The sequence below is a fragment of the Paenibacillus cellulositrophicus genome, from assembly GCF_009363095.1.
GTDB lineage: Bacteria > Bacillota > Bacilli > Paenibacillales > Paenibacillaceae > Paenibacillus_AQ > Paenibacillus_AQ favisporus.
In genome coordinates this window covers 2,088,341-2,100,471 of the sequence record NZ_CP045295.1, presented here as the reverse complement: position 1 = coordinate 2,100,471, position 12,131 = coordinate 2,088,341, and the positions used below count along the sequence as shown (strand labels likewise).

Annotated in this window: 12 protein-coding genes; 6 read left to right on the top strand and 6 right to left on the bottom strand. The window is 53.3% G+C overall.

Annotated elements, in window-relative coordinates:
* Window positions 1-906 carry a cytochrome aa3 quinol oxidase subunit II gene (gene qoxA, locus GCU45_RS09620; protein ID WP_076173745.1) on the bottom strand — a complete coding sequence of 302 codons (906 nt, stop codon included), beginning with the start codon at window positions 904-906 and terminating at the stop codon, window positions 1-3.
* Window positions 907-1,375: 469 nt separating this feature from the next.
* Between qoxA and GCU45_RS09615 the strand changes: the two genes are divergently transcribed.
* On the top strand, window positions 1,376-2,098 hold the full coding sequence (locus GCU45_RS09615) for an HAD family hydrolase (protein ID WP_152398764.1): 723 nt from the start codon (window positions 1,376-1,378) through the stop codon (window positions 2,096-2,098).
* A gap of 158 nt (window positions 2,099-2,256) precedes the next feature.
* Here the strand turns inward: GCU45_RS09615 and GCU45_RS09610 are convergent, their stop codons facing one another.
* Both GCU45_RS09610 and GCU45_RS09605 read right to left on the bottom strand, forming a co-directional pair.
* Entirely contained in the window at window positions 2,257-4,209 is a 1,953-nt protein-coding gene (locus GCU45_RS09610; protein ID WP_152398763.1) for a DUF2339 domain-containing protein, read from the bottom strand.
* Between the two features lie 128 nt (window positions 4,210-4,337).
* Entirely contained in the window at window positions 4,338-5,150 is an 813-nt protein-coding gene (locus GCU45_RS09605) for an arsenite methyltransferase (RefSeq protein ID WP_152398762.1), read from the bottom strand.
* Window positions 5,151-5,167: 17 nt separating this feature from the next.
* Between GCU45_RS09605 and GCU45_RS09600 the strand changes: the two genes are divergently transcribed.
* On the top strand, window positions 5,168-5,488 hold the full coding sequence (locus GCU45_RS09600) for a hypothetical protein (RefSeq protein ID WP_152398761.1): 321 nt from the start codon (window positions 5,168-5,170) through the stop codon (window positions 5,486-5,488).
* A 34-nt stretch (window positions 5,489-5,522) separates the two neighbouring features.
* On the opposite strand, the gene GCU45_RS09595 is transcribed toward GCU45_RS09600, so the two are convergent.
* The gene (locus GCU45_RS09595) at window positions 5,523-5,972 is read right to left on the bottom strand and encodes a MarR family winged helix-turn-helix transcriptional regulator (RefSeq protein ID WP_105445029.1); all 450 of its coding nucleotides are present in this window, start codon (window positions 5,970-5,972) and stop codon (window positions 5,523-5,525) included.
* 155 nt (window positions 5,973-6,127) lie between these two features.
* Here GCU45_RS09595 and GCU45_RS09590 point away from each other — a divergent pair, with 155 nt between their 5' ends.
* The 3 genes from GCU45_RS09590 to arsC all read left to right on the top strand — a co-directional run bounded on the left by GCU45_RS09590 (window position 6,128) and on the right by arsC (window position 8,289).
* Window positions 6,128-6,454 carry an ArsR/SmtB family transcription factor gene (locus GCU45_RS09590; RefSeq protein ID WP_152398760.1) on the top strand — a complete coding sequence of 109 codons (327 nt, stop codon included), beginning with the start codon at window positions 6,128-6,130 and terminating at the stop codon, window positions 6,452-6,454.
* A 92-nt stretch (window positions 6,455-6,546) separates the two neighbouring features.
* A complete protein-coding gene (locus GCU45_RS09585) occupies window positions 6,547-7,842 on the top strand; it encodes an arsenic transporter (RefSeq protein ID WP_076173628.1) in 1,296 nt (431 codons plus the stop codon).
* A gap of 27 nt (window positions 7,843-7,869) precedes the next feature.
* Complete coding sequence (gene arsC, locus GCU45_RS09580) at window positions 7,870-8,289, top strand: arsenate reductase (thioredoxin) (protein WP_089548513.1); 420 nt, start codon at window positions 7,870-7,872, stop codon at window positions 8,287-8,289.
* Between the two features lie 143 nt (window positions 8,290-8,432).
* Here the strand turns inward: arsC and GCU45_RS09575 are convergent, their stop codons facing one another.
* Complete coding sequence (locus GCU45_RS09575) at window positions 8,433-9,932, bottom strand: MDR family MFS transporter (RefSeq protein ID WP_244169370.1); 1,500 nt, start codon at window positions 9,930-9,932, stop codon at window positions 8,433-8,435.
* Between the two features lie 81 nt (window positions 9,933-10,013).
* On the bottom strand, window positions 10,014-11,033 hold the full coding sequence (locus tag GCU45_RS09570) for an aldo/keto reductase (RefSeq protein WP_152398759.1): 1,020 nt from the start codon (window positions 11,031-11,033) through the stop codon (window positions 10,014-10,016).
* A gap of 161 nt (window positions 11,034-11,194) precedes the next feature.
* Between GCU45_RS09570 and GCU45_RS09565 the strand changes: the two genes are divergently transcribed.
* Window positions 11,195-12,109: a helix-turn-helix transcriptional regulator gene (locus GCU45_RS09565; protein WP_208837110.1), complete on the top strand. Its 915-nt coding sequence runs from the start codon at window positions 11,195-11,197 to the stop codon at window positions 12,107-12,109.
* The last annotated feature ends 22 nt before the right edge of the window (window positions 12,110-12,131 follow it).

The window sequence follows — 12,131 nt, the reverse complement described above, 5'->3', positions numbered from 1 at the left end:
TTAGTTTCCATGTTCCATGGACCCCATATCTTCCATATTGCTCATATCCGAATGATCCATCGTTTCCGAGCCGGAATCTTTGTCGCTGCTGCCGCTGCCGTGATGTCCTTCGGACATATCCATTTCAGGCGGCGGGTTGAACCCGAGGTGCGTGGAAGAGAAGGATTCCCGTCCAACGTAGGAGGTTTTCAGCAGCGCGTTAAATTTGTCCTCAGTCAATTGAGGCGCGGTTTTCTTCACGTCGTCGACCCATTTGCTAAAGTCTCCGGCGCTCATGGACTGTACCTCAAACTCCATCTGCGCATAGCCTTTACCGGAGAAGTTGGAGTTACGTCCCATGAAGGAACCCGGTGTGTCGGCCAGCAGGTGAAGCGTGTTGACCATGTCGCTCATGGCGTACTTCTGTCCGCCAAGCTGCGGCACCCAGAAGCTCGTAATCGGTCCGTAAGAATACAGGCGGAACTCGATCGGCCGGTTTGTAGGAATATTCACATAGTTCACCGTTTCAACGCCTTCTTCAGGATAACTGAAGTGCCATTTCCAGTTGGACGATGCGGCATAGATAACCAGCGGCTTCTGATCCTCGTAACCGGCAGGAACACTTTCCACCGCACTGGTCGTTTTGACCGTGACAACCGATAGAATGGCCACAATGATAACCGGAATCGCAATCCAGGTGAACTCGAGCCATTTGTTACCTTCTATATGAGGCGGGATATAATCGTCACTGGTTTTGCTTGCCCGGTATTTGGTCAGCATGATGATGTACAAGATATAAACAACAATCAAGACGAAAGCCATCATCAGGATGGAGAAAATAATCGTGCTGGATTGCGTTTTTGCCTGCGGACCTTTCGGATCTAGCACGATGAGTGACGACGAGTCGCATCCGCTAAGCAGCAACATGATGGATACAAATAAACCAAGAAATAACCATCTTTTTTTCTTCACAGTGAGCTCCTTTCTAGCGTTACATGTAGCTGAATTGGTCTAAAAATAATGAACCTTATAGCCATAGCTTAGTAATCCGGGGAAGTGAAAACAAATGCAACAAAAGTAATAAATGTAAATCATTTACATTAATTCTGTGAACATCTTCACATGATTTTAAAAAAAACCTCAAATTGTGCGAAAAATCACTGTAATCGCTGAAAATCGGGGATTTTCATTTTTGTTCAAAATTGCACAAGGCTTTGTCAATGTTGCCAGTTTCGTCACAATTGAAAGGGCTTATCATAAGCCGTTATCCGGATTTTTCCCTGCTGAAACAGCGGCTGAGGCGTCCCAAAAGCCCGCTGTATGGTACAATATGAGGGCTAATGCGGGCAGCAGCCGGCATGTGATCGCGGACAGGAAGATGGGGGAGAACAAGAAAATGGGTGAACAAAGAGCGGTATTTTTTGACGTGGACGATACGCTGTATGACCATCTGGAACCGCTGCGGCAGGCGCTCGATCGCTTGATATCGCCGCCGGACGGCTTTCCTTATGAACAAGTATACCACCGGTTCCGGCATTACAGCGACTTGCTGTCGGCCCGGCATGGACATGTGAATGATCCGGCGAATGCGGGGGATCTGGAGGACATGCGCGAGCAGCGGATTCAGCTGGCCCTTGCGGAGTTCGGCCTCGACGAGGACCGGGAGCAGGCGGCTGCGATTCAGGCGGCCTATTTGGAGGGTCAGTTCGACATTCGCCTGTTTCCGGGGGCGCAGGAGCTGATCCGGGAGCTCCAGGAGCGAGGCGATGTAGTCGGCGTGATCACCAATGGCCCGAAGGAACATCAAATGAACAAAGTCCGTGCGCTCGGACTGGACAAGCTCGTGGGCTTGGACCGGGTATTCGTATCCGGGGCAGTGGGCATCGACAAGCCGGATCCCCTGCTGTTCCGCCATGTCAATGAGGTGACGGCAACGGAGCCTGGTTCAAGCTGGTACATCGGCGACTCCTGGAACAACGACGTCATCGGCGCGCTGGAGGCGGGGTGGACATCTGTCTGGTTTAACCACCGGAATGTCGAGCCGTTTGCGACCGGACATCAGCCCCATCATATTCTGGGGGGCTATGGGGAGCTGAGATCCGTTCTGCTGGAGGGCTAGCGAGTGGTTGGCTGTTTTCATAAAAAAAAGGGTGCCTGCATCCATCGGGGATGTGCAGGCACCCTTTATTTTATTTTGGAAATCGATAAGAACGGCTCCCGTGCCATCGCTTTTTGAGTCAAGTAGAATAACTCTCGCGCGGCGCGGTCATTTCGTATTTATTCCGGCGGGAGCGACGGAGGTCCCGGCGGGGCTTCGGTATCGGCCCCTTTGCGTTTGTACAATATTCGGGAAACGGCGATCCCGGCGACGCCCAGACCGATGAACAGGATCGCCCGCACGGCCAGCGACACGCCCGGCAGGTCGAAGAAGATGACCTTGAGCAGCGTGATCAGCAGGACGATCAGTCCGGCCAGGCGGACCATCGATTTACCCACCATGACGCCGTAAATAATAACGATGATCGCATAGAGCGCGTATTCGGCCGACAGGATCAAATGCTGAAGGTCGAACGACAGATTCCGCGTCAGGACCGAGGTCACTTCCGTCAGGAAGACGATGGACAGCAGCGCGGCGGACCACATCAGAATATCCGGTACTTTCCACTGCCATTCTTCGGCCAGATGTCTGCGGAGGACCGCCGACAAGCCTGCCAGGCTGGCCAGGAGCGCGATCCAGGACAGCGTTTCGATCGACAGGATCTCGTGAATGATCAGCTGCAGAATGCTCAGTCCCCCAAACAAATACAGAATGGCGGACGTGAGCTGCTGCATCCGGCTTCTCAGCAGGATACCGAGGCAGAGCCCCAGGGATGCCTCGATCAGGACAGACAGCGGCAGTGCCTCCCGGCTGACGATTTCAACCAGCCAAATGAGCCATGCGCAGGTCGCGATCGCCATGTATTCGTGAGGAATGCGGCCGCTCATCACCCGCCAGAGGGCGATCAGGCTGTAAATGACGGCCCAGATGATCATCATCATCGATTCGGGACCGGGGCCGCCCGCCTGATTGTACAAAGCGTAAATCCACAGCACGACCAGCCCGAAGCCGGTCATGAGCGATACCGTCTCGTCTACGCGGTGGCGGTACGGACGGACCAGCGAGAGGACGAGCAGCAGGGCGTGCTGCAGGAATACCGCGCCGAGGAAGACATGCCGGCTGCCTTCGAAATCGCCCGCCATGTATAGAATCATCAGCGGCAGATGCAGCACGCCAATGGACACGAAGTAGGCGGCACGGTAAGCATAGCGGATCGATAGCGCCGTCATCGCTAGGGAAAAGACGAGCTCGAAACCTGCGGCGATCCAGGCATTCGGTTCCGTGGATTTCACAAGGAACGGAATGAGATAACCGCCGACGGTCATAATGATCACGAGCGTCTGGGAGCGGCGCCTTACGGCGGTCCACACCCCCAGGGCGATGGACAAGATATATAATAGGAAAGCTAACCAGGACGGAATCAATTCATATAGATGATGCGCCGCAAAAAAGGTCAGCATGAGCACGGCGACAGAGCCGCCGAGCAGTACCTGCGCCAATCCTTCCCGCTGCGCCCGGACCTGCCGCTCCCCGAAGAAGTACATGGCGCCAGCGGCAACCAGGCCGAGGAGGCAGCGTACCGGCTGCGTCAGATACCCCGCCGACACGGCGGCGATAAAGCCCCACAGGACGCCGAGCAGCAGCACGACGATAAACACGCGCGGCAGCCAGACCCGGGCGATGGCATGCTCCCAGTCCACGGGCGGCTTAGGCGGCCGCTGGGCCTGCGGCCCGGCGGGACGGGGCTGGCCATAGTACGGCTCTTGGCCCGGCTGGACTTGGTGCGGGCCCGCCTGCGCCTGGTAACCTGCGGTTCCCGGCTGGCCCGGATACGGCCCCATGCCGGGACCTCCAGGGTACCCCGGCACTCCCGGCCGCCCAGGCATCGGCTGCTGGCCTGGATGCCCCTGGTAAGGCTGTGCCCCAGACGGGTTCGGGTATGCAGCGCCCGGTGCCTGCGGCGACGCATAGGGAACCTGCGGCTGCAAAGGCCGCTGGGCATTGGCTCCCGGATTCACCGGCTGCTGCCGAGGATCGCCCACACCCGGCCTATCCCGTCTAAGTTCGTTCAGCTCCAGCTCCATCGCTTTCATTTTCGCTTCGAGCTGCTCAATCCTTCTTTCCAAATCCAATAGCTGTTCACCCCTAAAAATTCCATAATTATGTATTTACCCGAGATGGTACTAATATAACACATCTCGGCTGGAACAAGAGCCATAATATGGGTGGACATGGGTAAACAGAACGGCATTCCACTAGCTTAAGGCTTGGTGGCTTGGATGACAGCCGAAACAATGTAATCCTCAATATTTGATCCTTGGACCCAATCCTTAATAAACGCTTTGGACTCATCCTTAGGTTCAACGCTAATGTTTGTAAACCCGCTTTGTCTAAGCATCGCTTCTATTTCGCTGACGGAAGAAGCCCCTGAAATGCAGCCTGAATACAATTCATCCAGGTCGTTTTTGATCTCAGGAGGTAAATCTGCTGTTGTAACGATATCCGAAATGGCCAGCCGGCCTCCGCTTTTCAGTACACGAAAAGAATCATGAAACACCTGCTGTTTATCTGGAGATAAATTGACCACGCAGTTCGAAATAATAGTATCAACCGTGTGATCAGCTACGGGAAGATGCTCAATTTCCCCCAGACGGAAATCGGTGTTCTTGAAATGGCCTTTCACTGCATTGCTGCGTGCACGGCTGACCATTTCGGGAGTCATGTCGACGCCGATGACTTTACCCGTATCTCCTACCTGGCGCGATGCCAAAAAACAGTCAAATCCGCCGCCGCTTCCCAAATCCAGCACGACTTCACCTGCCTTTAAAGAAGCAATTGCCTGCGGGTTACCGCATCCCAAACCAAGGTTTGCGCCTTCAGGTGCCGCTTTTAATTCGTCGTCAGAGTAACCTAATCGGCTTGAGATCGAATTAAAATCGGAAGGCGTGCTGCAGCAGCTGGCTTGGCTGTTGTCCGGTTGGCAGCAAGATCCAGCATTCATCTCAGCAACGGCGATCTGCTTATATCGGCTACGCACGTTTTGGCGGATTTCATCATTCGTTAACTTTGACATGGATAACACTCCTTAGAATGGATTTGGAATCGATCAATGGTCAGCAGCACTTTAGCAGCAAGCCTGAATGGGTGGAGAGCAGCAAGGAACTGACTTCGCTTTATGGACAGAGTCCAGGAATTTATACCGACCCATTTTTGGTTTTTCCGTGGACCATTTCCATGCTTGCCGAGCCGTTTTTTGCACTTGCTGTTCGTTCATTTTCATCAGGTACTCGGCGGTGTAAAAGTGATCGTACATCGAAGGACCTCCTTAAAGGGTTGTGTATGTTGAATGACCCGCTGCGGGAAGCAGCAAAGCCATTTGACATAGATCAAGGGGCTGTATATGAAAATTAATTGCAAATTGCAAGTAATGAAGGGTAAAAAAAAATTACCCTAACATCGGCTTGCAGCAATAATCGGATTTGGCCATCGCTTCATTCATCAATTTAATGGACCGGAGAACGGTCTCTTTCTCAAACTCGGTCATAAAAGAAAATACATCATCCAGATAAGCGTTCATTTGATGGTCGATGGTGGCAGCGACGTACTTCCCTTCAACCGTTAGAGCGAGCGTTGAAACCCGGCGATCTGTAGGATCAGGCGTCTTTTTGATCAGGTTCATTTTAATCAGGGATTGTATTTGGCGGCTGAATGTTGTGATATCGGTGCCTAATGTTTCCGCGATCTGCTGGATCGAAGGATGATGCTGGCGGTCGACCTCGAACAAAATGTGGCTTTGAACCGGTGTGAGATCGTGCCCACCCACGGTACAGCAATTTTTATTGAGCAAGCCAAAGCGGCGGGTCATGATCTGGAATAGTTCGCGAGTGCTTTCCATGGCGTTTTTCACCTCGTGATTCATTTATACTGTATTTATTTGCATGATGCAAATGTTTTTTTGGATACAGATGCATTTCTATGGATTTGATTTTTATTTCTCATCATCATATCATATAATCATTCGCTTATATATCACGAAAAGGAGGGACCCTTATGGAACAAATTCGCGAAATGGCGGATAAGCTAAAGCTGCTAAGCGATAACACCCGCCTTACCATATTATCCTTACTTAAGGACCGGGAATTTTGTGTTTGTGAGCTTGTTGAGATCCTGGAGGTCTCCCAGCCTGCGGTAAGCCAGCATTTAAGAAAGCTGAAATCTCAGGGAGTGGTGAAGGAAAGTAAGCGCGGACAATGGGTGTACTACTCCCTAAATGTAGCTGATAAACCGTATATCAAGGCTGTATTGGATCTCACGCCCGATTCCCAAACCATATTATCCGCATTAAACAAACAGCATTTAACTTCCGTGTGCAAGTAAGTTTTCTTTTGTTGATCATATAAGTACATAGTTATATAATGATTTGCGAATGTTTACAAACAAGATCAGCGACAGTTCGCACGGAGGTTGAAATGGTAACCGTTGTATTGGCTTGCGTCATATTTTTGATCACATTAGTTCTCGTCATCTGGCAGCCCAAAAACCTGTCGATCGGGTGGTCGGCCTGTGGAGGTGCGGTTCTTGCTCTGCTCCTTGGGGTGGTCCGGTTCCAGGACGTTTGGGATGTCACGCAAATCGTATGGAATGCTACGCTCGCTTTTGTAGCCATTATCCTTATTTCGCTTATTCTGGACAGCATCGGATTTTTCGAGTGGGCTGCGCTCCATATGGCAAGGGCCGCTCGCGGCAGCGGTCTGCGGATGTTTATTTATGTCTCGTTCCTCGGTGCTGTTGTGGCTGCATTTTTTGCAAATGACGGTGCTGCGCTGATCCTGACGCCGATTGTTCTCGCGATGATGCGGGCGCTCAGATTCGATGAAAAGAAGGTGTTCCCGTTCATTATCGCCAGCGGGTTTATTGCAGATACGACCTCACTGCCGCTGGTTGTCAGCAACCTCGTAAATATCGTGTCTGCTGACTTCTTCGGTATTTCCTTCATGGAATACGCCGGCCATATGATCATCCCGGATTTATTTGCTCTAGGAGCCAGCATCATCGTTCTCTACCTGTTCTTCCGAAAGAGCATCCCCGCGAAGTTTGATGCCGCCGATCTAAGGAACCCGGAGGATGCGATCAAGGATCCTGCAATGTTCAGATTGTCCTGGGTTGTGCTTGCCATACTGCTGGTTGGATATTTTGCGAGCGAATTTTTAAATATACCGGTATCCATCGTCGCTGGTGTCATCGCGATCTTCTTTTTGCTTATGGCAAGAAAAAGTCCAATCGTTCCGGTCAAGGATGTAGTTAAGGGGGCCCCGTGGGCCATCGTCTTTTTCTCCATTGGCATGTATGTGGTGGTGTATGGCTTGCGGAATGCCGGGCTGACGGACTTATTAGCTCAAGTCATTCAGTCGGCAGCTGATCAGGGATTGTTTGCGGCGACGATCTCAATGGGCTTTATATCTGCCGTGCTGTCATCTGTAATGAACAATTTGCCCACCGTCATGATTGATGCCCTGGCCATACAATCCACCCACACCACCGATGCCATCAAAGAGGCTCTGGCGTATGCCAATGTCATCGGTTCCGACTTAGGGCCGAAGATGACTCCCATTGGATCACTGGCGACACTCCTATGGCTTCATGTGCTGTCCGCCAAAGGGGTCAAAATCTCCTGGGGGACGTATTTTAGAACCGGAATTATCCTGACAATTCCTACCCTTTTGATTACGCTGCTGGGCCTGTATTTGTGGTTGGCGATTTTATAATTTTTATATCCAAGGAGACATGCTCATATGAACAAGAAAACAATTTACTTTTTGTGCACAGGCAACTCCTGCCGGAGTCAAATGGCTGAAGGCTGGGCGAAAAAATACCTGGGTGACGACTGGAATGTGCACAGTGCGGGCATTGAAGCTCACGGGCTCAATCCCAATGCCGTCAAAGCCATGGAAGAAGCAGGGATTGATATTTCCGGTCAAACCTCTGATATCATTGATCCCACACTCCTTAACGAGGCTGATTTCGTGGTGACCCTCTGCGGCGATGCGGCTGACAAATGCCCCGTCACTCCACCGCAAGTCAGACGTGAGCATTGGGGATTTGACGATCCGGCGAAAGCCCAGGGTACAGAGGAAGAGAAGTGGGCCGTATTTCAACGTGTACGCGATCAGATCGGCGAAAGAATCGAGCGATTTGCCAAAACGGGGGAATAGAAACAGCGGATAGCTGGAAATGAAATAGCGACAGTCCGGGGAGATTTTTGATCCCAAGACTGTCGCTATTTATTTTGGATTGCCATGCATGGCTAGAGAAGCGTTCAGCCACATTTATAAGTTTAGAACTACGGCCTGCCGGCTCAGCTGTGTCCCGACTCGGCCGCCGCTTCCTTGCTGGTGAGCACTCCCTTTTTCAAAAACCAGGTGATCACAAAGGAGACCAGGATAAACACGAACGCGATGCCGAACAAGTTTTGGAACGCGTCCACAAAGACGGTCTGCACCTTCAGCACCAAGTCCGGCGCCAGATTTGCCGGGATGCCTCCCGTAGCCAGGTGCTCTGCGCTTCCTTCAGGAAGCTGTCCGGCAATGGAGGAGACGCCATCCTTGATATGCTTGGCAAGCAGGCTGCCGAAGACGCTGAGGCCGATCGTCGTGCCGAGCGACTGGATCAGCTGCACGGTGCCGAGCGCAATGCCGCTGTTTTCCTTGGACACCGATTCCTGCACGATCAGATTGTCGCCGCCGAACAGGGCGCCGAGGCCGAGGCCCAGAATAAAGAAGGAAGCGACGATATACACCACGGACGTGTGAATGCCGAGCTGCGTCAGCAGATAGATGCCGATGACCGGCAGGATAAAGCAGATAATAAACAGATTGCGGTATGGAACCCGGGTAATTAAAAATCCGTTAACGATGCTCGACGGAATGGCGCCGGCCATAAACGCCAGCATGAGGTACCCGGATTGCGTCGGTGTCAGCCCCATCACATTTTGGGCAAAGTACGGGAAGGTGGCGATACCGCCCATCAGGCCCAGCATGAGAATAAAGACCAGCAGCGACAGCACGACCACATTGCGGTTACGGAACAAATGCAGCGGGATAATCGGCTCCTTGACTTTCGTCTCGATCCAGATAAACAGACCGAGCAGCAAGGCGCCGATAACCAGCAGTCCGATAATCGTTGGCGAAGACCAGGCCAGACCCTGGTTATCGACCAGAACCGGTGACATAAGCAGGGACAGCATGCTTAAGGTAAGCACCGATGAACCAAGCCAGTCGATCGGCTTTTTCTCGTCTCCGCGCGATTCCCGCATGCCGATTCCGAGCACCAGGGCGGCGATCAGGCCAACCGGAATGTTGATCAGGAACACCCAGTGCCAGTTGACGTGACCGACCAAATATCCGCCCACCGTCGGACCCAGCAGCTGGGGAATGATCATCATGGGGCCGAACAGGCTCTGGATTTTGGCGCGTTTCTCCAGCGGGTATGAATCTCCGATGATGGCTAAGGCGATCGGCATGAGCCCCCCGGCTCCAATGCCCTGAATGCCCCGACCGACAAGCAGCACCGTCATCGATGGGGCGAGGCCGCATACGATCGATCCTGCGATAAAGAGCGCCATGCAGCTTAAATAAACGACTTTCCGGCCGTAAATGTCGGCCAGCTTGCCGAGGATCGGCATGAAAATGGTCGCAGCCAGCATATAAATGCCGGCGACCCAGCCGTACAGCGCCAGGCCGTGCAAATCGCGGATGATGGTAGGCATCGCCGTGGATACGACGGTTTCGTCCAGCTCCGCAAAAATCAGACCGATCATCAGTCCGATCAAAATCAGCGTGTTTCGATTTGATTTCACTCCAAACTCCCTCATTTCTCTATTTGCTTTTTTGGAATGAAACCAAAATACACGATGTTTATGAACTGAATATGAACGAACTTACCCCAGCGCTTTCATGTGCTCCGCATCCAGCATCGAATCGGCAAACCAATTCGGGTAGAGCGGGCGCGGCTGTGTGGCTTGATCCAGCAGCAGCATCTCCTCAGCCGTCAGCTCCAGGTCGATGGCTTTCAAATTGTCCTCCAGCTGGCTCATTTTGCTGGCGCCCACCAGGACGCTGCTGACGCCGGCTTTGGACAGCAGCCAGGCAAGCGATACCTGTGCAGCCGTCACGCCATGCGCATCGGCGATGCTGTGAACGTGGTCCAGCACGGCAAACCCCCATTCCTTGTCGAACGGAATGATGTCAAAGCCGCTCAGCCGTCCGTCCGGATCCTGCAAATTGCTGCGGGAATACTTGCCGCTTAGAAATCCGCCGGCCAGCGGGCTCCATACCGTCAGCCCGACGCCCGCGTCCTTCATGAACGGCAGGATATCGTACTCGACGTCCCTGCCGACCAGGGAATAATACATCTGTCCGCTAATGAAGGTGGCCCAGCCCCGTTCGCGCTGGATTTGCACCGCCTTGGCCGCCAGCCAGGCCGGCCAGTTGGAGAAGCCGATATAGCGGACTTTTCCCTGCCGGACCAAGTCGTTCAGCGCTTCGAGCGTTTCTTCCAGCGGCGTGAAGGGATCCGTCTTGTGAACGATGTACAAATCGATGTAATCGGTGCCGAGGCGTTTCAGGCTCGCCTCTGCGGGGGCAAACAAATGCTTGCGGGACAAGCCCGACTGAACAAGCGCAGGGCCCGCACGGAAGCCGCCTTTGGTGGCAATGACCACTTCCTGCCGCCTTGAACCGAGCAGCTGCCCCAGCATTTCCTCACTTTGCCCGTCGGCGTAACCATCCGCGGTATCGAAGAAATTGATGCCTGCCGCCAGCGCCTCGTCCACCAGCTGCCGGGCAGCTGATGGGCCTACCTTATAGACGCTTGGGAGTTTTCCCGTGCCAAAAGTCATTGCTCCGAATGCCAGTTTGGACACGATCAGTCCCGAGTTTCCGAGTCTTGCATATTTCATGCTTTAACGCCTCCATTCATGTTATAGGGTTGATGCCCTTCTTGAACCCAAGTATACGGGGAATCCGGGGACGGTTTCTTGAACCGGTTGATCGTCTTTTTTGAACAAAATGCTCATTTGGGCCGAAGTACCCTTTGTCAGGGAAGGAAGCAGCGTTTAGAATGGAAAAAAAAGCGTTTCATTTGCATCCAAGCGGCAGGGAGGAGAACGCATTGCCGATACGGCCAGCAGTGGGAAAGGGTGAGAACAGGATCGTGGAGAAGCCGGAGTATACGTTGTCCAGTTTGGAGCAAGTCCCCCCGCAGGAAGCCTTTGAGCCGGTATTAACGGGGCACCTCATGGTCATTCACCGTACCAAGGAGCCGGTCCGCGTGTTTGAGCGTTCCGACGGATACAGCGGGGAAGGGGTGGCCTGGCCAGGACATATCAACGTGTTCTCTGCAGGCGACATGTCATTGTGCCGGTGGGACAGGGAGCTAGATTTCTTCCGTCTCGACCTGAGCCCTGACCTGGTCCAAAAGGTAGCCGGTGAGCTGGAGCTGCCCGGAGGAGCCAGGCAGATCGATTTCGCGACACAGATCCGGCTGCAGGATGAACGGCTCGTCCAGCTGGTCCGCTGGCTTCACGAAGAGCAGCAGAGCGGGGGGATGGGCGGCAGGCTCTATTCGGATTCCTTGATGCGCATGCTCACCGTGCATATGCTCGACCGCTACGGTTCAGGCACCAAAGCCGGAAGCCGGGCGGCCCCGCATAAGCTGGACAAAAATCAGCTGGATCAAGCGCTGCAGTACATCAATGCGTTTCTGGACCAGGATATCTCTCTCGAAGACCTGGCTGCAGCCGCCCATATCAGCTCATCCCATCTGGTCAGGCTGTTTAAACAGACCACAGGCCTGCCGCCGCACCAGTATATGATCCGGGAGCGGATCCGCAGGTCACAGCAGCTGCTGCTGTCCGGTCTTCCCGTTCACGAAGTGGCGGCAGTGCTTAACTTCAGCGACCAAAGCCATTTTCACCGGCATTTCAAGCGGGTGCTCGGCGTTACGCCGCGCCAATTCGTCCTTGGTTCCCGCTAGGGCGGGAGCAGACTTGGCCGAT